Origin of the sequence: Flavobacterium luteum (assembly GCF_008806775.1) — a bacterium.
Classification (GTDB): Bacteria; Bacteroidota; Bacteroidia; order Flavobacteriales; family Flavobacteriaceae; genus Flavobacterium; species Flavobacterium luteum.
Window position 1 is genome coordinate 1 of sequence record NZ_WAEM01000004.1, and the last position, 24684, is coordinate 24684.

At 32.3% G+C, this 24684-nt stretch carries 21 protein-coding genes and 1 pseudogene; 12 read left to right on the forward strand and 10 right to left on the reverse strand.

What is annotated here, in order from left to right; translation table 11 throughout:
* The first annotated feature begins 189 nt into the window (after nucleotides 1–189).
* Complete coding sequence (locus tag F6464_RS14650; RefSeq protein ID WP_225318054.1) at nucleotides 190–360, forward strand: hypothetical protein; 171 nt, start codon at nucleotides 190–192, stop codon at nucleotides 358–360.
* Between the two features lie 21 nt (nucleotides 361–381).
* Nucleotides 382–1365 (forward strand): annotated as a pseudogene (locus F6464_RS14655) (IS256 family transposase).
* A gap of 137 nt (nucleotides 1366–1502) precedes the next feature.
* Here F6464_RS14655 and F6464_RS09125 read toward each other — a convergent pair.
* Nucleotides 1503–1940 carry a DUF4268 domain-containing protein gene (locus F6464_RS09125; RefSeq protein WP_151107505.1) on the reverse strand — a complete coding sequence of 146 codons (438 nt, stop codon included), beginning with the start codon at nucleotides 1938–1940 and terminating at the stop codon, nucleotides 1503–1505.
* A 144-nt stretch (nucleotides 1941–2084) separates the two neighbouring features.
* On the opposite strand from F6464_RS09125, the gene F6464_RS09130 reads away from it, so the two are divergent.
* Together F6464_RS09130 and F6464_RS09135 are read left to right on the forward strand one after the other, a co-directional pair.
* Nucleotides 2085–2723 carry an NUDIX hydrolase gene (locus F6464_RS09130; RefSeq protein ID WP_151107506.1) on the forward strand — a complete coding sequence of 213 codons (639 nt, stop codon included), beginning with the start codon at nucleotides 2085–2087 and terminating at the stop codon, nucleotides 2721–2723.
* 52 nt (nucleotides 2724–2775) lie between these two features.
* Entirely contained in the window at nucleotides 2776–3585 is an 810-nt protein-coding gene (locus F6464_RS09135) for a lysophospholipid acyltransferase family protein (protein WP_151107507.1), read from the forward strand.
* Between the two features lie 10 nt (nucleotides 3586–3595).
* Here the strand turns inward: F6464_RS09135 and F6464_RS09140 are convergent, their stop codons facing one another.
* Nucleotides 3596–4216, reverse strand: a complete 621-nt coding sequence (locus F6464_RS09140; RefSeq protein WP_151107508.1) for a hypothetical protein — start codon at nucleotides 4214–4216, stop codon at nucleotides 3596–3598.
* A 5-nt stretch (nucleotides 4217–4221) separates the two neighbouring features.
* A complete protein-coding gene (locus tag F6464_RS09145; protein WP_151107509.1) occupies nucleotides 4222–4716 on the reverse strand; it encodes an RNA polymerase sigma factor in 495 nt (164 codons plus the stop codon).
* 27 nt (nucleotides 4717–4743) lie between these two features.
* Between F6464_RS09145 and F6464_RS09150 the strand changes: the two genes are divergently transcribed.
* Nucleotides 4744–4935 (forward strand): hypothetical protein, encoded by a 192-nt coding sequence (locus F6464_RS09150; RefSeq protein WP_151107510.1) that lies wholly within the window; start codon nucleotides 4744–4746, stop codon nucleotides 4933–4935.
* A 67-nt stretch (nucleotides 4936–5002) separates the two neighbouring features.
* Nucleotides 5003–6307: an NAD(P)/FAD-dependent oxidoreductase gene (locus F6464_RS09155; RefSeq protein ID WP_151107511.1), complete on the forward strand. Its 1305-nt coding sequence runs from the start codon at nucleotides 5003–5005 to the stop codon at nucleotides 6305–6307.
* A 10-nt stretch (nucleotides 6308–6317) separates the two neighbouring features.
* Here F6464_RS09155 and F6464_RS09160 read toward each other — a convergent pair whose 3' ends face one another.
* Complete coding sequence (locus F6464_RS09160; RefSeq protein WP_151107512.1) at nucleotides 6318–7379, reverse strand: DUF3810 domain-containing protein; 1062 nt, start codon at nucleotides 7377–7379, stop codon at nucleotides 6318–6320.
* Between the two features lie 101 nt (nucleotides 7380–7480).
* On the opposite strand from F6464_RS09160, the gene F6464_RS09165 reads away from it, so the two are divergent.
* Nucleotides 7481–8944 carry an aminoacyl-histidine dipeptidase gene (locus F6464_RS09165; protein ID WP_151107513.1) on the forward strand — a complete coding sequence of 488 codons (1464 nt, stop codon included), beginning with the start codon at nucleotides 7481–7483 and terminating at the stop codon, nucleotides 8942–8944.
* A 50-nt stretch (nucleotides 8945–8994) separates the two neighbouring features.
* Here the strand turns inward: F6464_RS09165 and F6464_RS09170 are convergent, their stop codons facing one another.
* The 3 genes from F6464_RS09170 to F6464_RS09180 form a co-directional block, all read right to left on the reverse strand.
* A complete protein-coding gene (locus tag F6464_RS09170) occupies nucleotides 8995–11172 on the reverse strand; it encodes a TonB-dependent receptor family protein (protein WP_151107514.1) in 2178 nt (725 codons plus the stop codon).
* A 14-nt stretch (nucleotides 11173–11186) separates the two neighbouring features.
* The gene (locus tag F6464_RS09175; RefSeq protein WP_151107515.1) at nucleotides 11187–12287 is read right to left on the reverse strand and encodes a cytochrome-c peroxidase; all 1101 of its coding nucleotides are present in this window, start codon (nucleotides 12285–12287) and stop codon (nucleotides 11187–11189) included.
* A 183-nt stretch (nucleotides 12288–12470) separates the two neighbouring features.
* The gene (locus tag F6464_RS09180) at nucleotides 12471–12941 is read right to left on the reverse strand and encodes a DUF6265 family protein (protein ID WP_151107516.1); all 471 of its coding nucleotides are present in this window, start codon (nucleotides 12939–12941) and stop codon (nucleotides 12471–12473) included.
* 155 nt (nucleotides 12942–13096) lie between these two features.
* On the opposite strand from F6464_RS09180, the gene prfA reads away from it, so the two are divergent.
* The gene (gene prfA, locus F6464_RS09185) at nucleotides 13097–14173 is read left to right on the forward strand and encodes a peptide chain release factor 1 (protein ID WP_151107517.1); all 1077 of its coding nucleotides are present in this window, start codon (nucleotides 13097–13099) and stop codon (nucleotides 14171–14173) included.
* Between the two features lie 102 nt (nucleotides 14174–14275).
* Nucleotides 14276–15133 (forward strand): orotidine-5'-phosphate decarboxylase, encoded by an 858-nt coding sequence (gene pyrF / locus F6464_RS09190; protein ID WP_151107518.1) that lies wholly within the window; start codon nucleotides 14276–14278, stop codon nucleotides 15131–15133.
* Here the strand turns inward: pyrF and F6464_RS09195 are convergent.
* Complete coding sequence (locus F6464_RS09195; protein WP_151107519.1) at nucleotides 15120–16724, reverse strand: family 16 glycosylhydrolase; 1605 nt, start codon at nucleotides 16722–16724, stop codon at nucleotides 15120–15122. The genes pyrF and F6464_RS09195 overlap by 14 nt on opposite strands.
* Before the next feature lie 250 nt (nucleotides 16725–16974).
* On the opposite strand from F6464_RS09195, the gene F6464_RS09200 reads away from it, so the two are divergent.
* Entirely contained in the window at nucleotides 16975–17760 is a 786-nt protein-coding gene (locus F6464_RS09200; protein WP_151107520.1) for an alpha/beta fold hydrolase, read from the forward strand.
* Between the two features lie 153 nt (nucleotides 17761–17913).
* On the opposite strand, the gene F6464_RS09205 is transcribed toward F6464_RS09200, so the two are convergent.
* Both F6464_RS09205 and purU read right to left on the reverse strand, forming a co-directional pair.
* Nucleotides 17914–18654 carry a DUF4197 domain-containing protein gene (locus F6464_RS09205; RefSeq protein WP_151107521.1) on the reverse strand — a complete coding sequence of 247 codons (741 nt, stop codon included), beginning with the start codon at nucleotides 18652–18654 and terminating at the stop codon, nucleotides 17914–17916.
* 38 nt (nucleotides 18655–18692) lie between these two features.
* Entirely contained in the window at nucleotides 18693–19547 is an 855-nt protein-coding gene (purU, locus tag F6464_RS09210; RefSeq protein WP_151107522.1) for a formyltetrahydrofolate deformylase, read from the reverse strand.
* Between the two features lie 185 nt (nucleotides 19548–19732).
* Between purU and F6464_RS09215 the strand changes: the two genes are divergently transcribed.
* Nucleotides 19733–23185, forward strand: a complete 3453-nt coding sequence (locus F6464_RS09215; protein WP_151107523.1) for a methylmalonyl-CoA mutase family protein — start codon at nucleotides 19733–19735, stop codon at nucleotides 23183–23185.
* A 34-nt stretch (nucleotides 23186–23219) separates the two neighbouring features.
* A complete protein-coding gene (locus F6464_RS09220) occupies nucleotides 23220–24209 on the forward strand; it encodes a T9SS C-terminal target domain-containing protein (RefSeq protein ID WP_151107524.1) in 990 nt (329 codons plus the stop codon).
* Nucleotides 24210–24684: the final 475 nt, after the last annotated feature.

Sequence of the window (24684 nt, forward strand, 5' to 3'; positions counted from 1 at the left end):
CGAACAGAGTAGTTAAGCCCGCCTGCGCAGATGGTACTGCAGTTATGTGGGAGAGTATGTCGTCGCCTTTCTTTTTAAAAACCTCGTTCTAAAAAACGAGGTTTTTTGTTTTATTGGATACTGTACTAAAAAAGTGTGTAAAGTTAAAAATTTGTAATTTTAAATTACTAACGATAAACTCACAGACTAATGAACTTTACACAAGAACAAATTTCTGAATTAATGTTGAATATAGCAAATTCAGAAAATGGCACCAATTTACTAATGCAAATGATTTTGAACACTTTTATGAAAAGTGATCGTCATCTTCATCAACAAGAAAACCCTGATACCTATGCCAATGGTTATCGAGAGAGATAAGCACGCGGTTTTGGTAAGGAAATGGTTTTAAAAGTTCCTAGAACCCGCGATGGTGGATTTTATCCTGTATTACTAAATGTACTTAGAGATGGAGATGAAGAACATGGCAAACTTATTTTTAGTTTGTATAAAAAAGGTTTAACTACCGAGCAAGTCAGCGATGTTTATCAAGAAATTTACGGAAATGATTATAGTAAACAGCAGATTAGTTACTTGATGAAAGATAGCCGAGAAGAAGTTTCAGTTTGGTTAAATCGTAGATTAGATACACATTATTTAGTTCTTTATATCGATACAACTTTTGTACATACACGACGAGATAAAACTGTAAGCAAAGAGGGGTATTATACTATTTTAGGTATAAAAGAAGATGGTTCAAGGGAAGTTTTGAGTATTGTAAATCATCCAACAGAAGGTGCTACTTTGTGGCAATTAGAGCTAAATTCATTACAAAAAAGAGGTGTTCAAAGTGTTGGTTTGATAGTCTCGGATGGTCTGGCCTCTATTGAAAATGCAATTGCAAAATCCTTTCCAAATGCACAACATCAACTCTGTGTAGTACATATTAAACGCACGATTTTATAAGTTTTTCCAAGAACAAAAAGATTAGAAATAGGAAAAGAATTGTTGGAAATATTTGCTATTGAAACAAAAAAAGTTGCTCCACTAGTAGCATTTGAAAATTTATGTAAATTTACAGAGAAATATAAAAAGAGTTACCCGAGCTTAAAAACACTTTCAAGTGATAGAAATGTAGCTTACTTTTCTTATTTAGAGTACCCAGCTACAATACAACGAATGAATTATTCTACTAATTGGATTGAGCGTTTAAATCGAGATTATAAAAGGGTCTTAAAAATGAGAGGTGCAATGCCAAGCCCAGAGGCAGTTTTATTTTTAATGGGATCGGTTGCTATGGAAAAAGAATACAAATCGTATAATTATCCCGTGTCCGTATTTAGATATGTCGACGAATTAAAAAGAAAAGTAATAATAAATAAATAAGAAGTTTAGTGAAGCGTAGCGGAACTAAACTTCTTATTTATTTGATGAAAATGATAATAGTAACAAACAATTTTACACACTTTTTTATACACTACCCCTTTGCTTCGCCTATTCGGATAACATCTCGGGTTTTTTGTTTACAGAGGTATGTCTTTAACAAATTCATCATATTCTAAATAAAACAACTCTAAAGTATTCATTTTCTCATTAAAAAAATTGAAAATGTCATTCCAATAGGAACGATTACTTACGGTAACATCTGTTTTTTCAACCCAAATGCGGCTGATGGTTTTGCCGTTTTCTAGCGTGTAGTTTTTTTCGAAAATCAAATCGGGAATGAATTCATCTTCTAAAATATTTTTTAAGGCTACAATTTTTTCAAAATAGGCTAGGCGTATTTCTTCATTGCGATGTTCGATATCAATACTTACTTGTGCTTTTTTATTGTCTACAAAAAATTTAAAAGAGAAATCTTTAATTTTGGTGTCGTAAAGAATCCATTTGCGTGGATATTTTTCTGCAAAAGTAATCCAGAATTCTTGTTTTAACTTTTGATTTTCTTGCTTGGAATACATATCTAAATACAAAATTTATTAAGTAAGTAATTGAATTTATGTAAATTCGTTGTCTTGAGTAGTTCTCGATACATTTTTTTTTGGTTGCACTACACAAAAACACCCAAACTGACGTTTAGGTGATTACAAAAATAAGCGTTGATTATGGATTTTCAAGATTTTCTTACTAGTATTCCTAAAATGGAAAAAGAGCCACTTCTTGCTAATTTGGCTCATCAAATTATGGTTCCGCCAGAACGTGCAGAATTGATGAGAAATTTGAATGTTGAAGAAGAAAATCCAAGAGCTGCAGCAGTTATGATGTTATTTTATCCTAAGAATAAGAAGACGCATTTGGTTTTAATTATTAGAAATTCTTATTTTGGAGTTCATTCGTCTCAAATTGCATTTCCTGGAGGTAAAGTAGAACACAACGATAAGTCAATTGAATATACTGCTTTGCGGGAAACAGAGGAGGAAATAGGCGTAGCAATTGATAAAATAACTGTCATTAAAGCTTTTACAGAAGTATATATTCCTCCAAGTAATTTTATGGTTTTTCCTTTTTTGGGTTATTGTAAAGAGGAGCTTGTTTTTAAACCTGATCCGAAAGAAGTGGCAGGAATTCTCGAACTCTCATTGGCCGATTTCTTAGATGAAAACGTTATTGTAAACAAATCGATGTCGACTTCCTATTCTGAAGACATTGTTGTTCCTGCTTTTAAAGTTCAAGAGCATTATGTATGGGGAGCAACAGCAATGATGATGAGTGAATTGAAAGAAATGCTCAAAAAAGTACTATAAATTATAAGATTTTGTATGTTTGTAGCTAATGATTTTTTAATATAAATTTATTATGGGATTCTTAAGACGAAATCCTTTTGGTCATATTCTAATTATAAAAAAATGGTTAATCCGAATTTTTGCGGTTCTAACCCATAGACGCTATAGAGGGTTTAATGAATTGCAAATAGAAGGTTCTGAAATTATTAAATCTTTACCAGATACCAATGTACTCTTTATATCCAATCATCAAACGTATTTTGCTGATGTTGTCGCTATGTTTCATGTTTTTAATGCCAGTTTAAGTGGTCGTCAAGACAGCATTAAAAACTTGGGGTACATTTGGCAACCTAAAATGAATATATATTATGTGGCCGCAAAAGAAACCATGGAAGCAGGTTTACTCCCTAGAATTCTTTCCTATGTTGGGGCCATCACAGTAGAACGTACTTGGCGCGCCAAAGGAAAAGATGTTACAGAGAAACGCGAAGTCAACCCAAACGATACAGAGAATATAAAAATAGCTTTGGCTGATGGTTGGGTGATTACTTTTCCGCAAGGCACAACCAAATCGTTTAAACCTGTTCGAAAAGGAACGGCACACATCATAAAACAACACCGTCCAATTGTTGTACCTATTGTAATTGATGGTTTTCGACGTTCGTTTGATAAAAAAGGACTCCGAATGAAGAAGAAAGGTATCTTACAATCGTTTATTATCAAAGAACCTTTAGTTATTGACTATGAAAATGAAACCATCGAAGAAATTGTTGAAAAAGTAGAATTTGCAATAGAGCAACATCAATCTTTCTTAAAAGTACTTTCTGCAGAAGAAATTGCCGAACAAGAAAAGTTAGACAAATTAAGAGAATGGGAATATTAACTATTTTTTATTACAAATCTATTTTCTTTAATTCATGGTAATTTTTATATAACTTCTTAAGTAAAATGCCATAAATTAGTCTATAAAACAGCCAAAACAAACCTACAAAAAGCAGTAAAAATGCACCGCACAACAAAATTGTCAATGTAAATACTTTAGTATTTAAGGTAAGTTCATGCACCTTTGGATTTAACGAAAAAGCTAAAATAAAGCCCATTATCATACTAAAAACTATCATTCCTAAATTATACCAAACGTAGTATTGAACCGTTTTTCTGGTCTTTAAAATATCCTTCATTAATTGTTTGGTAGAAGTAATAGTAGAAATGTTTTTATAATTTTTATAAAAAATCAGAATAAAAACCGCTACAACAGCATAATTAAAAACTGTTAGAAATTTTAAATACTCGATATACGCTTCTCCATGCACCTCTTTTAAATAATCGTCAGTGTTAAAAAGCAAACTAATTCCTGTCCATAACAAAACCTCTAAAATGCTAATAATCAATATCCACTTCACTATCGAAGACGATTTTTTATGCAACATCTTATAGATTTCCATTTCCGAAACTTGTTCAAAAGAATTTTCATTCTTTTGCCAGTCTTTTTTCAATAAATCCAACTCCTCCATAATCCTTAAGGATTTAATATTTTTTTCAATTTCCCTTTTATTCTATTCATTTTCACTCTAGCATTCACTTCGCTAATTCCTAAAGTTTCCGAAATTTCAGTGTAATCCTTATCTTCTAAATACATAAAAACTAATGCTTTCTCAATGTCATTCAACTGATAAACCGCTTGATACATCAATTTAATTCGCTCCTCTTCTTCGTAATTGTAATCTTCTTGGCTAATAAAAAATTGATGTTTTTCATAATCAACTGTTTGTACTGATTTGGTGCTTTTTCTGTACAAAGTAATTGCTGTATTCAAAGCCACACGATACGCCCATGTCGAAAATTTACTGTCGCCACGAAACTTCGGGAACGCTTTCCACAATTGTATCGTAATTTCCTGAAACAAATCCTTGTGTGCATCATCACCAGCAGTATACAACCTACAAATTTTGTGGATTATATTCTGATTTTCTCGCAACTGCTTTACAAAAGATTGTTCTAAACCCTCACTCATATCTTATTAGTAATCCTGTACTTCATTTTGTTACAAAGTACAATAAATTATTTAGGAGCACAAATTTTAGGCATTTCTTGGCAAGTTTGGTCCCGCTGTATATTACAATCTGACATTGCAAGGTACAAAGCAATCTTTAACTGGATTGCTTCGTGCCCTGCCATGTCAGGATTTCCATTGCCATCGGGGCTAGGAAGTAATGTTTGGGATTCTTTATAAATTTCAATGTAAGCAAACCTTGAAACTTTGTATCTTTGAATCTATACAAATTTGAAATATTTTAAAAATGAATATTCCTAATACTACAAAACCAAGAATCGTAATTATAGGCGGAGGTTTCGCAGGCATTGCAATTGCCAAAAAACTGAGAAATAAAAAGGTTCAAGTGGTATTAATCGACAAACATAATTACCATACTTTTCAACCATTGTTATATCAAGTAGCCACTGGCGGACTCGAAGCGGGTTCAATAGCCTATCCCATTAGGAAAGTAATTCAAGAATACAAAGATTTTTATTTTAGGTTAACATCAGTTGCCGAAATTGATACTAAAAACCAAAAAGTTATTTCAGAAATTGGAGAACTTCACTACGATTACTTGGTCATTGCAACGGGGTCTAAAACCAATTTTTTTGGCAATAAAGAAATAGAACGCAATGCTATGGGAATGAAAACCATTCCGCAATCGCTCAATATTCGTAGTTTGATATTAGAGAATTTTGAACAAGCTGTTCTTACTAATGATATTTTAGAAAAAAACAGCCTTATTAATTTTGTTCTCGTTGGCGGAGGACCAACAGGAGTTGAACTTGCCGGAGCATTAGCCGAAATGAAAAAAGCCATTCTCCAAAAGGATTATCCAGATTTAGATATCAATAAAATGCAAATCAATCTTATTCAAAGTGGTGACAGAATACTCAATACCATGAGCGAAATATCATCCCAAGAAGCAGAAGAATTTCTAAAAAATTTAGGGGTTAAAATCTGGAAAAATGTCCGTGTCACTAATTATGATGGAAAGACTATATCCACTAATTCTGATTTAACTTTTGAAACCGCAACTGTAATTTGGACCGCAGGTGTAAAGGGCGCTCTAGTTTCTGGACTTGATGCACAATCATTAGTAGAAAATGTAAAGCGCATTCGAGTAAATCAATTCAATCAAGTTAAAGGGTATGATACTATTTTTGCAGTAGGTGATATCGCAATGATGGAATTGGAAAATTATCCCGAAGGACATCCCATGATGGCACAACCAGCAATACAACAAGGAAAATCACTTGGGGAAAACATTATAAAATTAATCAACAAACAGCAAATGTCTCCTTTTGAATACAATGATAAAGGAGCAATGGCGACTATTGGTCGCAATAAAGCCGTTGTCGACTTACCCAAATTTCATTTTAGTGGCGTTTTTGCTTGGTTTGTTTGGATGTTTGTACATTTATTTTCATTAATTGGCTTTAAAAATAAAGCGGTCGTTTTCCTAAATTGGGTGTATAATTACATTCGTCTCGATCGAGAAGGGCGACTGATTATTAGACCTTTCAAGCGAAAAAGTTTTGTAACCTTTACCAGTGATGAAGTATAGTTTATTGTATTTACAATTGTTTGTTCTTATAATAATTAATCAACAAATCCACAAACTTGCTATAACTGTCCATACCGTCTTCTTGTTGGTTGAACTTTAAGAATTGATCGTAAAAAGCATGAAATCCTTTGTCAATGAAAGTATCGTATTGTTCCCAAAAAACATCACTCTCTTTGTAATTGGCTATAATTCCGGGGTTGATTTTTGATTTTAAAATTTTGAATTTCGTTTCGTCTTTCATACCAATATTAGCCATACAATACCGTAAAGCATTGCTGTAAGCCGAATATTGAAAGTATAAATCCTCATTTTTGATGCTGGCTAAAAACCCAATAAAATTGCACTCACTTTCACTTGCAAAACCTATTTGATGTGCCATTTCGTGACAAACCACGTTAGGAAATCCATACGTTGGTAATTTGTCATTGACTTGCGCTTCATTGGTAAACGGATTCAAATAACCTCCAAATCCCATATAAGTCAATGGCAAACTGAACAACGATTTCTTTATACTTGGTGATTGATAGGTGAAAAATGGATATTGTTGAGCTAAATTATCATAGCCATTTTGTGATATTTTAAAAACAGTGTCTTGAGAATGAGGATTGATTACTTTCAGGTTTTTATTTTTTGCAATTTCAAATTGAATCGCATTTGTTTTCACAATTAATTTTTCGGTGAAAGCAAACAAATCTTCATAAGTATATTCTCTTTGAATGTTCATTTTTTCAAAAAGGGGCACACGATAATAATTTAATGCCCAAAGAAAATGAAATAGAAAATACCCGACAGAAACAAAACTTGTAACCTTTAGTAATTTATCTTTCCAAGTTGTTTTTCTTGATTTTTGAATTCTCCGAATTGAAATCAATAGGTAAATAATCACAAAACCATAAAGTAAATCTCCAACTGAAAAAGGAATCCACCCCAATGAAATTCGAATTGTTTTAGATAACAAAATATACAAATCATTGCTATAAAATCGCTCTACAACTTCTGGAAAAAAAGCAATCACTTTAAGGAAAATAATTTGGAAGATTAGAAATATTGGAAGGATATATTTACGTTTCACTTAATTGATTTTAAAACGTAAATATAATCACAATAACAATTCCTAAAGAAATTAAACTTTGTAACTTTGATGCTCTTAAACATTGAAATTTATATAAAAGAATGAGCCAAGAAATTAGAAACCTAGAACCAAAAGACCTTTGGAATAAATTTGCCGATTTAAACGCAGTGCCAAGACCTTCTAAAAAAGAAGACAGAGTAATTAAATTTATCAAAGACTTCGGAAATAGTTTAGGATTGGAAACGTTTGAAGACGAAATTCGTAACGTAATTGTCCGCAAACCGGCAACTTCCGGAATGGAAAATCGTAAAGCCATAGTGTTACAAGGTCATTTAGATATGGTGCATCAAAAAAATAATGATACAGTTTTTGATTTTGATAATCAAGGCATCGACATGTATGTAGATGGCGACTGGGTTCGTGCTCGCGGAACCACTCTTGGCGCTGATAACGGTTTAGGAGTTGCAATGATTATGGCAATTCTTGAATCAAAAGAAATAAAACATCCAGCTATTGAAGCATTGTTTACTGTTGATGAAGAAACTGGAATGACAGGAGCTTTAAACTTAAAAGGAGGGGTGCTTCGTGGTGACATTTTATTAAATATGGACACTGAAGAGGATGACGAAATTGATATTGGTTGCGCAGGTGGTATTGATGTTACTGCCAATCGTTCGTACAATGAAGAAGAAACCCCAGAGGGTTCTGTAGGGTATGGCATTACCGTAAAAGGATTAATAGGCGGACATTCAGGAATGGACATTCACAAAGGTTTGGGGAATGCCAATAAAATTATGAATCGATTGTTGTTTGACGGATTTGAAAATTTTGGTTTACAAATAGCTGAAATATCTGGAGGAAGTTTACGCAATGCTATTCCTAGAGAAAGTGTAGCCAAAGTAATTGTTGCAGGAATGTATGACGAGGCTTTTGTTTTTGATATGCAAGAAATTATTGGGGATATTAAAACCGAATTCAAAACAATGGAGCCTAATTTGGCTATCGAAATTGAGAAGACAGATGTGCCAAGCAAAGTAATGGATTTAGGTGTTCAAGAAGGTTTGCTTCGTTCTATTTATGCAGCTCACAATGGAGTTTATCGAATGAGTGCAGACATGGAAGATTTAGTAGAAACTTCTAATAATATTGCAAGAGTAATTGTAAAAGATGGGGAAATCTCTATTCAAAATTTAACACGTACCTCAGTTGAAACTTCTAAAATAGATTTGGCGAATAGTTTGCGTTCGGCATACGAATTATTTGGTTGCGAAGTTACTTTTGGAGGAAGCTACCCCGGTTGGACTCCTAATGTAAAATCGGAAATATTAGATGTTTTAACTTCAATTTACGAAAAGCAAAATGGTAAGAAAGCCAAAGTTGTTGCTTGTCATGCGGGATTAGAATGTGGTATTTTAGGAACTAATTACCCAGATATGGATATGATTTCATTTGGGCCTACGATTCACGGCGCGCACTCGCCAGACGAAAGAGCTTCGATAAAATCTTCTCAGAAATTTTATAAATTTGTGTTAGAGATTTTAGAAAATATTCCAGTAAAAAAATAGAAAATTAATTTAAAGAGCCACTTTGTCAAATTACGTAGTGGCTCTTTTTATTAATTGAATGTACCTGAAAACCCAAAATACAAACTTCTGCCCACAGCAGGAATTATTCCTGGTCCAGGATATTCGTCAGTTCTTCGGGTAAAATAGGAAGTATCCGTAAGATTGTTTACTCCAAATTTAAAGGAATAATTATTTATTCTGTAGGTTCCGCTCCAATCAAGAACTGTGTACGATGGAATATAACCAGCAATCGGGTCTTCACTTACCATTTGATTAGAAGCATCTCCAAAAGCGTCTCCAGTATAGTTAACTTGAAAAGTGGTAGATAATTTTGAGGTGCTAAAAATCAATCCAACTCGGTTTATGTTTCTTGCTGCAGCTTCTACTCGTTTTCCTTTAAAATCTCCTGTTGTATATTTAGCATCAATAAAAGCATAAGAGTTAAAAATACTCAAGCCATATTTTGATTGAGAATTTAAATATTTTAAAATATTAAACTCTACATAACTTTCAATTCCTTTATGCACACTATTAGCAATGTTTTTTCTAATCGAAAATAAATCGCCAGTAATAGGATCTATTTCTAATGTAAGTCCAATGCGTTTGTTGTAAGCGAGATAGAAACCTCCAATATCAAAATTTAAATAGTTCTTAATGGTGCCTCTATATCCCAAATCACTGTTATAGCCTTTGCTGTCTTTTAGATTGGGGTCAATTTTTGAAGCAATACCAAAAGGTTCTAATTGGCTGTAATCTATAGGTCGAAAAGCCTGACTGATATTAGCATAAAAATTGGTGTTTTTTGATGGTTTTAATTCGAAACCAATTCCGCCTAAAGCAAATGTTCGATTTCTAATTTCATTTGAAATCAGAATATCACCATCCACTTCTTTTACTCCTTTTGAAGTACTTCTTAAATATTCAAAACGCATCCCAGGAGTTATAGTAAAGTTTTTTGTAATCTTGAAAATGTTTTCTACAAAAGGGGCAATATTTGTTGTAGTAAAATCTAAGTCATATCCCCAATTTCCATTTATTGATATATTGAAATCACTGCCAGTTGTGCCCTCTCCTCCGCCTTGTCGTTTAAACCAAGCATAACTTTGACGAATGCCGCCTGCAAAAGTCGACTTCCCTTTTCCTAAAGTATAGTTTTGAGAAAATCGAATTTCAGTTGTTGAATTGTTCATTTTTTCGATACCTACTTCTCTAGGTACAAAATCGTTGGTTGCGGGATCTATTGCGTCTATAGCCTCAGCTCCACCGTCTTCATTTCTCCATACTAAGGAACGGCCACTAAATAAAAAACTCGATTTTATACTTAATGTGCTATTTGTAGAAGGCGAATAATTTAAATAAGCAGTTACAATATTCCAAGGACTTTTTAGCCAGTTTCGGGCTCTTGTAGATTGCTGTGGGTCGTTTTTAAACTGGGTATCTGTTAACCCTCCTGGCATTTTTATTTTGTTTCGTAATAACGAATATTCTAGCCCAAAATTCAATTTTTCAGATTGGTTGTACTGCAATTTACCAAATCCCGAAACTTGAGTTTGTTCACTGTTTGGTCTATATCCGTCAGCATTTCGGTATTGTAAAAAGCTATAATAACTCCATTTTTTATAATTGCCTCCAGCTGAGTTAAACGAGTTAAATAATCCATAACTTCCAACGGTTTGTGACGATACAAATTCAAAGGGTTTGTCAATTGGAGCCTCTTTGGTAACATAATTTACTAAGCCGCCAAATTGAGAGCCAAATTGTAGAGAAGCGGCACCGCGAACCATTTCTATTCTAGAAACTCCTTCCATTGGGGGTAAATAGTAGGCTTCGTTATAACCATAAATATCGGCACTAACATTATAGCCATTTTGACGTGTATTCATTTCAATGCTTTGAGAAGGATTTAGACCTCGAGTGGCGATTCCGTTGGCTGTAAAACCGCTACTTTCAGTTTCTACTATATTTAATCCTGGAATTCTGCCTAATATTTGTCTAGTATTATTTACGGCTTTATTAGCATCTAGACTGTCAATTAAAATGATTTCATTTTTCTTTCCGGCATAAATAATTCCGTTTTTTGTTTCCTGTAAGTGTCCCAACCCATTTACGGTTTTAAATCCTTTTAATGTTATTTCTTTTAATTTGGTGGTGTCTTTTGTTTGAGCATTTGAATTTTGAAAATAGAATAATAAAAATGCTAAAATGAGTATGATTTTTCGAAAGTTCATAGAAAGTGTTTTATTTATTTTCGGTAATGGTCAGTTAATGTTTCTAGAAATTTTTCCAATTGCAATTCCTCTTTAGGAGTTAGTTTTAAATCGCCAAGCTCATCATTATTAACGTTTTGATTCAATTCTGGTCCTGCAAATTCTCCAGTTTTCAAATCTCTAACATTGTAAAAATGAATGACTTCTTTCAATGTTTTAAATGAACCGTTATGAAAATAGGGGCTGGTAATGGCAATATTTCTTAATGTAGGTACTTTGAATTTGCCATTATGTTGCGGTTGTTTTGTTATTGCGCCAATTCCTAAATCAACAAAGTTTGTTCCAAGAGGATTTACTGATGTTGGCTGCGAATAAAATGGATTTGTAGCGTTTCTAGGAACACCAATGTTGTCGTAGCTAAAATCGGTAAATAATACTTTTCCAGTATTTTCATCGCCATCAAGAATATGACATTGTGCACATTTCCCCTTTTCTTTAAAAATAGTTAAACCGTTTTTTTCGTCATCAGTATATTGCAATAAACCTCTAGAAACATAATCAAATTTTGAAGTGAATGAATTTACTTCACTCGATTTTTGAAATTTAGACAGCGCATCAGCAACATAACTTAAAAGTATTTCATCAGAATTGGGCTGACCATATACACCAGTTAATGTGCTATAATAACTGGCATTTCTAATCTTACTTGCTACTTCGCTTGCGCTAGAATTATTCATTTCTAATGGATTTAGCATTGGATGAATAAACTGTTCTTGTAAACTTTCTGATCTTCCGTCAAGAAAAATCCCGCCAATAAAGGTTTCGTCAACAGTATTATAATATCTTTTAGGAGAAAAAACATTGTATGATAAACTTGGCGCATTTCTGCTCCCAAATGAAGTCCCGTTTGCACCAACAGTTATACTATTGTTGTTAGGATCACTAAATGCTTTTTCTGGAGAATGACACGAAGCACAAGCTTGACCAATTGGATTAGATAAATCCGAGTCAAAAAAGATGGACTTACCTATTGCAATTTTTTCCGAAGGAATTGATACATAAGAAGTTTGATCGTCTGTACAACTTATCGATATAATTGAAAGAATAAAAAGTAGAAATAACAGAAGGTTTTTCATTTATTTAGAATAATTAAAAATAACTTTGCAAAGATAAAATCTCTTTTTAAATGCGCAAACTTATTTAGACTAATTATCGATAAAGAAAATATTTTTGTTTATTTTAACAAAAACGAATAGGAAAGAGGTAGGCGATTTAGATTTTTTTTTTAAGATTTAAAAGTGGTAATTAATTTGAATTGGCTATTTTTTCTTCATCGAAAAGCTTTCTTTACTTGCCTTTCCTTGCTGAATTCCAGAAATAATTACTACTAAACTGTCTTTTGTAATGTACTTATAAATGATTTTTTTAGGATAATCATTTTTAGGATTTTCAAAAACCAATTGGTTATTATTTTCCGATACTAATTTAAAATCTAATGCTAAGTCATTGTTTTGCCCTTTTACGTTAGAACAATAAATAACAGTGTCGCCAATTTGTTTCATTTGAATGGTTTCAAAATGTAAAGTGTCTTTTGATTTAATAAAATATGATTGTCCAGTATAAACAGTATCATTTTCTTTTTTCCAAATTTCAACTAAATTGCCTTTGTCAGAATTGTTTTCCCAAGTTCCAATAAGCTTGTTTGCTTGATTTAATTTATTGGCTTTGTCAGCTTTTTTACAAGATAAAACAGTTAAAAGAAACAGTAAAATTAAGGTTGCTTTTTTCATAAAGTTTCAAATAAAGATTCAATTCATTTTTTGCAATAGTATGAAAAAAGATTGTAATCTACAGTCAGAAATGCACTTAAAAAAAATCTAAAAACTGAAATCTACAATTTGCAATCTTTTTTGTAAATTTGCAATCCAATAAAGGAAAAGAGAAAATGTTAGACAGACTTCAAATAGTAAAACAACGCTTCGATGAAATTTCGGATTTAATCATTCAACCAGATGTAATTGCCGACCAAAAGCGTTATGTACAATTGAATAAAGAGTATAAAGATTTAAAAGCTTTAGCCGAAAAACGTGACGAATATGTGCTTTTGATGGCTAATATTGATGAAGCCAACGAAATAATTGCTGACGGTAGTGATGCTGACATGACTGAAATGGCCAAGATGCAACTAGATGAAGCTAAAGAAAGATTGCCTGAACTTGAAGAAGAAATTAAGTTTATGTTGATTCCTAAAGACGCTGAAGATGCTAAAAACGTAATGGTAGAAATTCGAGCTGGAACCGGAGGAGATGAAGCGTCTATTTTTGCAGGTGATTTATTTAGAATGTATACTAAATATTGTGAAAATCGTGGTTGGAGAACTTCAGTAGTAGATATGAATGAAGGAACTTCAGGTGGATTTAAAGAAGTCATTTTTGAAGTTACAGGCGAAGATGTTTACGGAACTTTAAAATTTGAAGCCGGTGTCCATCGTGTACAGCGAGTTCCACAGACTGAAACACAAGGTAGAGTTCATACTTCTGCTGCTACGGTTATGGTATTGCCTGAGGCGGAAGAATTTGATGTTCAAATTGATATGAATGATGTCCGTGTCGACTTTTTCTGTTCATCAGGTCCAGGAGGTCAATCGGTGAACACCACAAAATCGGCAGTTCGTTTAACACATATTCCTTCAGGATTAGTGGCGCAATGTCAAGATCAAAAATCACAACATAAAAATAAAGATAAAGCATTAACGGTTCTGCGTTCTCGTTTATACGAACAAGAATTAGCTAAAAAAGAAGCTGAAGATGCTACCAAGCGTACTTCGCAAGTAAGTTCTGGAGACCGTTCGGCGAAAATACGAACCTATAATTATGCACAAGGTCGTGTTACAGATCATAGAATAGGTATGGATATTTTTGATATGGATGGCGTTATGAATGGTAAAATCCAAAAACTTATTGATGAACTTCAATTAGTGAACAATATGGAAAAATTAAAAGAAGCTAGCGAAGTTTTTTAAAACAAGATATACTAAAACTATTAAATGCCATACTGAATTAGTTTGGCATTTTTTTTAACACTTTGTGAAAACTTTGCGAACTTTGCGGTTAAATACTTAACAATGACTACACAACAATTAATTAAACAAATCAAACTCAAAAAATCTTTTCTTTGTATAGGACTTGATGTCGATTTAACTAAAATCCCTCATCATTTACTTGAATTAGAAGACCCAATTTTCGAATTTAATAAAGCAATTATAGATGCTACTCACGATTTATGTGTTTCCTATAAGCCCAACACTGCTTTCTATGAGGCCTATGGTTTAAAAGGTTGGCAATCTTTACAAAAAACAATCAATTATATTAATGAAAAGTATCCTGAAATTTTTACTATTGCCGATGCAAAAAGAGGAGATATAGGTAATACTTCGACTATGTACGCTAAAGCTTTTTTTGAAGATTTAAATTTTGATAGTGTGACTGTTGCTCCCTATATGGGAAAAGATTCAGTTGAACCTTTTTTAGCTTTTAAAGACAAGCATACTATATTATTAGCTTTAACATCTAACGAAGGTGCATTCGATTTTCAAACTAAAATAAGCAAAGGAACCCAAGGAGAATCTGAACTGAACGGAGGTAAAGAATTGTATAAAGTAGTTCTAGAAACTTCTAAAACTTGGGAAAATTCAGAAAACTTAATGTATGTTGTTGGCGCAACCAAAGCTGAATATTTTAGAGAAATTCGCAAAATTGTGCCAAATAGTTTTCTTCTGGTCCCAGGTGTTGGCGCACAGGGAGGAAGTCTATCTGAAGTTTGTAAATTTGGAATGAATGAAAATGTTGGTTTGCTAATAAATTCTTCTCGCGGAATAATTTATGCTTCTAATGATGTCGATTTTGCTGATGAAGCAAGGGAAGAAGCTTTAAAAATGCAGTTGGAAATGGCAACAATTTTAAAGAATACTAATTTTTTATAAATTTATAGGTTTTAGTTCCTTTTTTACTTTCTATACCAATCAGATAAATTCCTTTTTGATAATTCGAAACATCGATTATATTTTGCTGGTTGCTTAATTGCAACGATTGAAGCTCTTGACCTAAAAGCGAATAAATTTTTGCAGAAGCTCCTAAAAGTTCTTCATTTACAGTTATTATTAATTCATCAGTAGCTGGATTCGGAGACAATACAACATTGTTTAATTTTCCTATTTTAGAAGTTGCTAATTGACTTTCTTGATACACTCTAACATAGTCTATCTCCATAGTGCTTTGGCTAAAGTTTGGAGTCACACTTGGCAACATCGCAACATTTAGTAGGATGTATTGCTCTCCTAAAAAAGGCCAAGTTTCAGTATTTTTTACCGTTGGATTATAGATATAGTGCACAACACCATCAACACTAAAGATCATCTTTTCTGTTGTCCATTCTAGTGCATAAACATGAAACTCGTTAGATACAGTACTTATAGTTTGACCTCCTTTATTTACTGTAGCACCAAAACTAGATGGAGTGTGCATAGCACTTTGTACAAAATTCTGATTAGTTCCCCAATGCTCTATAATATCTATTTCTCCGCAGGCTGGCCAACCCACTTTGCCATATGTACTCGTCCAATAAGAACCTGGTTCAATAATGTTTTTACCTAACATCCAAATAGCAGGAAATGTTCCTGGTCCGGTTGGCATTTTTGCTCGGACTTCTACTCGGCCATTTTTAAAAGCAAATTTAGAGTTTAGTCGAGCCGATGTAAATTGTTTTGTTTGTCCTTGATTGGTAAAAGCTTCTCTCTTAGCAACAATTTTTAAGGAACCATTACTTACAAAGGAGTTTGTCTGACGATTGGTATAATGTTGTATTTCTCCATTAAACCAAGTTCCTCCATCTGGAAGCTGTGTTTGCTGAAACCAATTATTTGCATTAAATGCCCCATTTGCTTCAAATTCATCTGACCAAACTAATGTATTAAATTTTGGACCGTTGTCAGTGTAGGTATAAAGAAAATCATCTATGTAAGCTACAACTTTATCAGTATTATTTTCTCCATTGATTTGAATTAAAACTCTATTAAAATCATTTCGAAACAAAGGATTCGGTGAGTTTGAATCTAAATTTAAATAAGGATCAGATGCAAAATTGAAAGTGACAACCTGCCATTGGTTTAAAATGAGAGGTTTAATAATCTCGCATTGAGAGGACCAAGGCTCAGATAATGTATTGTTTTGTAGTTTTAAAGAGATTTTATTAGTTTGATTACCAGTAATTCCCGATGACGGAACATATATTTTTATTGAAAAAGTATGGTTTGATATTAAGTTAAAGTTGGAACTTGTATTAAATCTTATGTTAGCATATAAACCTCCTACATCTGAATATTTGAATACTGTTGCCGAATTATTTATTCCAATTTTGAAAGGATTTACAAATGCTTTATCTAAACCGCAATCATCTTCAACCCAGCTAGAAATATTTCCGTTACCCTCAAAAGTATCCGATAAAGTTTGAACTTGAGAATAAGTCCAATTAGAAATAAATAGAAATAAAAATGAAAAGAAAACAAAATTTCTCATGAGTTTTGATTTAATTACAAATCTATAACATATTTACACCATATATAGTAAAAGTGACCTATACATTAACTATACAAATAAAAACATATTTGAATTAATTAATAACTTTTAGATGCTTTTACTTAAACTAAATGATATTAATTAGTAAAATTAAACATTTCCAATAATCACTTCTAGAAATATAAATGACAAATTTATTGTCATTTATTAATCATCTTTTATCTTTACTCAAAATTAATATAAAAAAAGAGTGATCAATTACACCATATACGAAAACGAAACGAGTACCCAATGGGTAACTTTTGTGCATGGTGCAGGAGGCAGTTCGTCTATTTGGTTCAAACAAATCAGAGATTTTAAAAAACAGTACAATGTTCTATTATTGGATTTAAGAGGCCATGGTAATTCAAATACTCAAATAAAAAATGCATTAAAAGGAAAATATACGTTCCAGTCAATTGCAAATGACGTTTTGGAAGTTATTGATTACCTTAAAATTGAAAAATCACATTTTGTAGGAATTTCACTCGGGACTATTCTTATTCGACAATTGGCTGAGACACATCCCGAGCGTGTTCAAAGTATGATTCTTGGCGGAGCTATTCTTAAAATGAATTTCCGTTCACAAATACTAATGAAATTGGGGAACATGTTTAAATATGTTTTGCCTTATTTAGTATTGTACAAGTTTTTTGCTTTTGTAATTATGCCAAATAAAAATCATAAACAGTCTAGAATATTGTTTATAAACGAAGCTAAAAAGTTATATCAAAAAGAATTCATACGATGGTTTAAACTCACTGCAGAAATTAATCCAATTCTAAAATGGTTTCGTCAAGTTGAATTAGGAATTCCAACTCTGTATGTTATGGGTGAAGAAGATTATATGTTTTTACCATCAGTAAGGCAAGTTGTTGAAAAACATTATAAATCTTCCCAATTATTTGTAATTAAACAATGTGGCCATGTTGTAAATGTTGAGCAGCCCGAAATTTTCAATAAAAACGTAATTTTATTCCTTAAAATGATTCAATAAAAAAGCCAACACCCTAAGATATTGGCTTCTTTTTTACTAATTCTGAACAAATAATAAAAAACCTTATTACCATACAAATATGGTGATTATTAATGAGTTGTAATGTTAATGCTTTGTTATTTATATGTTTGAGTTTTGTTAAGTTTTAAAATTTTATTTCTTGTCTTGCAATGCAAAAACACTTTTCAATAAATCAGAATTTCTTGAAGTTAGTTTTTCTCTGATATTTTTTTCTTCAACTGCAATCATTTTAAAAACGCCGTCCATAGCTTTTTTTGTTACATAATCTGTTATGTCTGGGTTTACTTTCGAAATAAACGGTATTGTATTATATTTATTAATTATAGATGGCCAAAGCACATCTGCACCAACTTTCCCTACTGATTCCTGAACTACGGGATTGAATTTAGCATACAAATCTTTATTAGTAGCTGTTTGTAAATAAGTTGTTGCAGCATTTTCTTTTCCTAGTAGTATGCTTTTAGCATCTGTAATGTTAATATCTTTAATAGCAATAACAAAAATTGGAGTTGCTTCTTTTACAGCATCTTCGGCAGCACGATTTAAGGATTTTATTCCGTCGTCAACCAAGTTGCCCATGCCTAATTTTCTTAAGGTAGCATCTACTCTTTGTAATTCTTCTGGCATAGTGATTTTAACCAAATCATTTTTATAAAAACCATCTATAGCGGTTAATTTAGAAACTTGTTCGCTAACCCCTTTGTTTAAGGCTTCTTTTAATCCGCTACTAATATCTAAAGCAGTAGTTGGAGTGAGAGCCTTGTTTACTGCTTCAATTTTTGGGACTTTGATTTTGCTTTTTTTAGCTTTGGTTTTAGCTTGTCCAATACATAAAAGCGGTGTTAGAACTAAAAGCAAGAATAATTTTTTCATAAATATTTTTTAATTTTTAAGACAAAGATTGTGCCGTTTTAAGAAAAGATAACGGTTTTGTTACTGTAGACCATAGTTTTTCTTTCCGCATGCAATCTAATCGCTCTTGATAAAACAATACGTTCTAGATCCTTACCTTTCATTATAAAGTCTTCAATAGAATGACTGTGTAAAACACGAGTAATATCTTGCTCAATAATTGGCCCTTCATCTAATTCTTCGGTTACATAATGGCTAGTGGCTCCAATGATTTTCACACCTCTTTTGAATGCTGAATGATAAGGTTTTGCGCCAGGGAAAGCGGGCAAAAAAGAATGATGAATGTTAATGATTTTGTTTTTATAAAGCGAAATTAATTGAGGAGTTATAATTTGCATGTATCGAGCCAAAACTATAAAATCGACATCGTATTGTTGCAATAGTGCAATGTGTTGTTTTTCACCTTCTATTTTATTTTCCTTATTAAAAGGTACATGATGAAACGGAATATTAAATCGGTCTGCTATTGGTTTTAAATCTTCATGATTACTAATAATTAAAGGGATTTCTAACGGTAATTCTCCAGCACTATAACGGCCTAATATGTCAAATAAACAATGCTCATATTTGGAAACAAAAAGAGCCATTTTTGGTTTTTGGTCTTTGTTATACAATTGCCATGACATTTTAAAATCGTTGGCAATTGATTCTTGGAAATCTACTTTTATAGATTCTACATTCCACCTTTCATTCATCAACTCGCATTCCAAACGCATAAAAAACACATTTTGGTCTACATCTACATGCTGATCAATGTAAGTAATATTTCCTTCTACTTTTAAAATAAAATTGGTCACTGCCGCAATAATTCCTTTTTGGTCTTCACAGTGAATAAGTATTGTAATGTTTCGCATCTTATTTTATTAAATCAATCCCTTTTTTATATGAAATTAAGTAATTTGTAATCAATTTTTTTCAAAACTAATCTTATTTTTTGTAAAAAAAAGCTCGGAATTGATATTTTGCGTTTTATCTGATTTTATACGATGAATTTTTTTTAATTTGCCTAAATTGCACGAACAAATTCTTAGCTACTCACATGGAGCCTCAAACGCCTTATATTCCTAAAAATAAAGTCCGAATTGTAACAGCTGCCTCTCTTTTTGATGGTCATGATGCTGCCATAAATATTATGCGTAGAATAATACAATCTACAGGTGTAGAAGTTATTCACCTTGGTCATGACCGAAGTGTTGAAGAAGTGGTAAATACAGCCATTCAAGAAGACGCAAATGCTATTGCCATGACATCCTATCAAGGTGGTCACAACGAATATTTTAAGTATATGTATGATTTGCTAAAGGAAAAAGGAGCAGCTCATATCAAGATATTTGGTGGCGGTGGCGGTGTGATTTTGCCAACTGAAATTTTAGAATTACACAAATACGGAATCGAACGAATATATTCTCCGGATGATGGTCGAGCCATGGGATTACAGGGAATGATAAATGATTTGGTAAAACGGTCGGATTATCCAATAGGGGATAAATTAAACGACGAATTGAATAATATTGAGGATAAAAATCCAAAAGCTATTGCACGATTAATTTCTGCGGCTGAGAATTTTCCTGAAATTGCCAAAGCTACTTTTGATGCGATTCATGCAACTAACGAAACTTCAAAAATTCCTATTTTAGGAATTACAGGTACTGGTGGATCAGGAAAATCATCTTTAGTAGATGAGTTAGTACGCCGATTTTTAATCGATTTCCCAACAAAAACTATTGGATTAATATCTGTCGATCCTTCAAAAAGAAAAACAGGAGGGGCGTTATTAGGCGATAGAATTCGTATGAATGCCATTAATAATCCTAGAGTTTATATGCGTTCCCTAGCAACACGTCAATCAAATTTGGCATTGTCAAAATATGTAAATGAGGCAATTGAAGTGTTAAAAGCTGCTAAATTCGATATTATTATATTAGAAACTTCGGGAATTGGGCAAAGTGATACTGAAATAATTGAACATTCTGATGTTTCTCTTTATGTCATGACACCTGAATTTGGCGCTGCAACTCAATTAGAGAAAATTGATATGTTAGATTTTGCCGATTTGGTTGCATTGAATAAGTTCGATAAACGTGGTGCTTTAGATGCGATTCGGGATGTTAAAAAACAATACCAACGTAATCATAATCTTTGGGATATAAATCCTGATAAAATGCCAGTTTTCGGAACTATAGCTTCTCAGTTTAACGATCCAGGAATGAATACACTCTACAAATCTATTATGGATAAAATTGTAGAGAAAACAGGAGCTGATTTAAAATCAACTTTCGAAATTACTCGTGAAATGAGCGAGAAAATTTATGTTATTCCGCCACATAGAACCCGTTATTTATCTGAAATTGCTGAGAGTAATAGAAAATACGATGAAACTGCTTTAACTCAAGTTGAAGTAGCTCAAAAATTATATGGAATTTACAAAACCATAGAAACCGTTTTTGGAAGTAAACCCAATCTAACTAAAGCAGGAATCGAAGAAATTGTCATTCCAACAAAGGAGGATAAGAGCAAAAGTGAACTAGCTCAGCAATCTCACCTATTTTTAGTATTACTTCTAAAAGAGTTCGACCGTGTAAAAATGAATCTCGATCCATACAATTGGGAAGTCATTTTAACTTGGGACGAAAAAGTAAATAAATACAAAAACCCTTTTTATAGTTTTAAAGTCCGTGATAAGGAAATAAAAATAACCACTCATACCGAAAGTTTATCGCATTCTCAAATTCCTAAAATATCATTACCAAAATATCAAGCTTGGGGTGATATTTTAAAATGGAACTTGCAAGAAAATGTTCCTGGCGAATTCCCTTTTACCTCTGGATTGTATCCTTTTAAACGCGAAGGTGAAGATCCGTCACGTATGTTCGCAGGCGAAGGTGGGCCAGAACGTACTAACAAGCGTTTTCATTATGTGTCAGCGGGATTACCAGCAAAGCGCTTATCGACGGCTTTTGATAGTGTAACGTTATACGGAAATGACCCACACATTCGTCCGGATATTTACGGAAAAATTGGAAATGCGGGAGTTTCTATTTGTTGTTTGGATGATGCCAAAAAATTGTATTCTGGTTTCGATTTGAGCCATCCAATGACTTCGGTTTCTATGACAATTAACGGTCCAGCTCCAATGTTACTTGGGTTTTTTATGAATGCGGCTATTGATCAAAATTGTGAAAAATACATTAAAGAGAATAATTTAGTTGATGAAGTTTCAGCTAAAATCAACGAAATCTATAAGAAAAAGGGAACAGTGGTCCCAAAATACCAAGGCGAATTGCCTGAAGGGAATAATGGTTTGGGCTTGATGCTTTTAGGAGTTACTGGTGATCAAGTATTGCCTTTAGGTAATTATAATGATATTAAAATAAAGACCTTAGCACAAGTTCGTGGAACGGTTCAAGCTGATATTTTAAAAGAAGATCAAGCGCAAAACACCTGTATTTTTTCAACGGAGTTTGCATTGCGATTGATGGGCGATGTACAAGAATATTTCATAAAAGAAAACGTTCGTAATTTCTATTCGGTTTCTATTTCAGGTTATCATATTGCTGAGGCAGGAGCGAATCCAATAACGCAATTGGCATTCACTTTATCAAACGGTTTCACTTATGTGGAATATTATTTGAGTCGTGGCATGAATATTAACGATTTCGGACCCAACTTATCGTTCTTTTTCTCTAATGGAATTGATCCAGAATACGCGGTAATTGGTCGTGTAGCACGTAAAATTTGGGCAAAAGCCTTGAAAAATAAATACGGAGCCAACGAAAGAGCGCAAATGTTAAAATACCATATTCAAACATCAGGTCGCTCATTACATGCTCAAGAAATTGACTTTAACGATATTCGTACCACTTTGCAAGCCTTATATGCTATTTATGATAATTGTAATTCATTACACACCAATGCTTACGACGAAGCCATTACTACGCCAACAGAAGAATCAGTGCGTCGTGCCATGGCGATTCAGTTGATTATTAATAAAGAATTAGGTTTGGCTAAAAACGAAAATCCAATTCAAGGTTCGTTTATTATTGAAGAATTAACCGATTTAGTTGAAAATGCTGTTTTACAAGAATTTGACCGAATTACTGAGCGTGGAGGTGTTTTAGGCGCAATGGAAACGATGTACCAACGCTCTAAAATTCAGGAAGAAAGCTTGTATTATGAAACCTTAAAACATACGGGAGAATTTCCAATTATTGGTGTAAATACGTTTTTGAGTTCTAAAGGTTCTCCAACGGTTATTCCAGCTGAGGTTATTCGCGCTACTGAACAAGAGAAACAATATCAAATCGATATGTTAACCAACTTGCACAAAACAAGTGCTGAAAAAGTTATCGAACATATTGAAATTTTACAAGAAGCAGCCATTTCCAACAAAAATATTTTTGAGAAATTAATGGAAGCAACAAAGGTTTGTTCTTTAGGACAAATTACGAATGCATTATTTGAAGTTGGTGGTCAATATAGACGGAATATGTAATTTTGATTTAAAATTGATTCACTGAAGTAAAGAAATGACCAAAAAAATAGTTGTAGTTTTTATTTTAAGTTTCACTTCCTGTTTTCTAAATGGCCAAGTTGCTGGCTGTACAGATGTATTGGCTAAAAATTATAATCCATTAGCCACTTTAAACGATGGAAGTTGCAGGTACAAACACAAGGCTATAAAACCTAATTTCTCACTTATTTTAGATAATTCACTTCATGAAACTTCTGGTTTAACCTTTTGGAACGGTTTGCTGTGGACGCATAATGATGATACAGATGTAAATTTGTATGCCTTAGACACCTTATCGGGAGCTGTTGTAAAGAAAATTCAATTAAGTCATGTTGCAAATAGGGATTGGGAGGAAATAGCTCAAGATAGTTCGTATTTGTATATAGGAGATTTCGGGAATAATTATAGAGGGAATCGAAAGGACTTGCATGTTTTAAGAATAGAAAAGGCTTCTTTGCTTTTGAACAAACAGGAAATAGATACTATATCTTTACGTTATTCAGATCAATTTGATTTTGAACTCAAAAAATCGAATCGAACCAATTTTGATTGTGAATCAATGATTGCTACCCGAGATAGTTTGTATTTGTTTACCAAACAATGGAAATCAAATAAAACTAGTATTTATTCTTTACCTAAAATACCTGGAAACTATGTTGCTCAATATAAAACATCCTATCCAATTAAGGGATTAATTACTGGTTCCGCTTATGTTGAAGAAAAGAAAATAGTTGCTTTATGTGGTTATAACAAGAAGTTAAAACCTTTTATTTATTTGTTGTATGATTATAAAAACAACGATTTTTTTTCAGGAAACAAAAGAAAAATTAAGTTAAAACTTCCTTTTCATCAAATTGAAGGAATAACAACTAGTGATGGTTTGCATTATTATTTAACTAATGAAAATTTTATTAATAAACCAATTGTTTCAAATCCTCAAAAGCTGCATTGGTTTGATTTAACTGCATTTTTAGAACAGTACCTAGAAGGCTTAATCTTAAAGTAATAGAGTATTGTATTTTAAACTATTTAAAAACAAAATTAAAGTTTAATATCTGCGAGTATTACTCTCAAAGTATTTTATATATTATTATAATTATGTTTTCTTTCTAAAAATTTCACTTCCATTTTTCACATTAAAAATAGTCTATCTAATACCACATGAAAAATAGACTTTCAATTCTCTATTTTAAACTTTATTCATAAATACCTCAGGAAAAAAATGACTATTTAAAAGTTTACTTTATATGCAATTTTTTTAAATAATTTTTAGCAATCAATGAATAATTTAATTATTTATAATAAAATAATATAAGAATTTTATTATAAAAATATCTATATTAAGTATTTAATCGATGATTTTATCACTTTTGTCGATATTTTATTTGTTTTTAGTTTTTTAAATATATAGATTTGAAATGTGAAAAATAATTAAGCAAAATAATTAAATCGCATTATTTCACTTTTTTAATATTTCCAAA

Coding starts and splice junctions, on each gene's coding strand:
- F6464_RS14650 (WP_225318054.1), top strand. CDS start 190: ATGAACTTTACACAAGAACAAATTTCTGAATTAATGTTGAATATAGCA.
- F6464_RS09125 (WP_151107505.1), bottom strand. CDS start 1,940: ATGTATTCCAAGCAAGAAAATCAAAAGTTAAAACAAGAATTCTGGATT.
- F6464_RS09130 (WP_151107506.1), top strand. CDS start 2,085: ATGGATTTTCAAGATTTTCTTACTAGTATTCCTAAAATGGAAAAAGAG.
- F6464_RS09135 (WP_151107507.1), top strand. CDS start 2,776: ATGGGATTCTTAAGACGAAATCCTTTTGGTCATATTCTAATTATAAAA.
- F6464_RS09140 (WP_151107508.1), bottom strand. CDS start 4,216: ATGGAGGAGTTGGATTTATTGAAAAAAGACTGGCAAAAGAATGAAAAT.
- F6464_RS09145 (WP_151107509.1), bottom strand. CDS start 4,716: ATGAGTGAGGGTTTAGAACAATCTTTTGTAAAGCAGTTGCGAGAAAAT.
- F6464_RS09155 (WP_151107511.1), top strand. CDS start 5,003: ATGAATATTCCTAATACTACAAAACCAAGAATCGTAATTATAGGCGGA.
- F6464_RS09165 (WP_151107513.1), top strand. CDS start 7,481: ATGAGCCAAGAAATTAGAAACCTAGAACCAAAAGACCTTTGGAATAAA.
- F6464_RS09170 (WP_151107514.1), bottom strand. CDS start 11,172: ATGAACTTTCGAAAAATCATACTCATTTTAGCATTTTTATTATTCTAT.
- F6464_RS09175 (WP_151107515.1), bottom strand. CDS start 12,287: ATGAAAAACCTTCTGTTATTTCTACTTTTTATTCTTTCAATTATATCG.
- F6464_RS09180 (WP_151107516.1), bottom strand. CDS start 12,941: ATGAAAAAAGCAACCTTAATTTTACTGTTTCTTTTAACTGTTTTATCT.
- prfA (WP_151107517.1), top strand. CDS start 13,097: ATGTTAGACAGACTTCAAATAGTAAAACAACGCTTCGATGAAATTTCG.
- pyrF (WP_151107518.1), top strand. CDS start 14,276: ATGACTACACAACAATTAATTAAACAAATCAAACTCAAAAAATCTTTT.
- F6464_RS09195 (WP_151107519.1), bottom strand. CDS start 16,724: ATGAGAAATTTTGTTTTCTTTTCATTTTTATTTCTATTTATTTCTAAT.
- F6464_RS09205 (WP_151107521.1), bottom strand. CDS start 18,654: ATGAAAAAATTATTCTTGCTTTTAGTTCTAACACCGCTTTTATGTATT.
- purU (WP_151107522.1), bottom strand. CDS start 19,547: ATGCGAAACATTACAATACTTATTCACTGTGAAGACCAAAAAGGAATT.
- F6464_RS09215 (WP_151107523.1), top strand. CDS start 19,733: ATGGAGCCTCAAACGCCTTATATTCCTAAAAATAAAGTCCGAATTGTA.
- F6464_RS09220 (WP_151107524.1), top strand. CDS start 23,220: ATGACCAAAAAAATAGTTGTAGTTTTTATTTTAAGTTTCACTTCCTGT.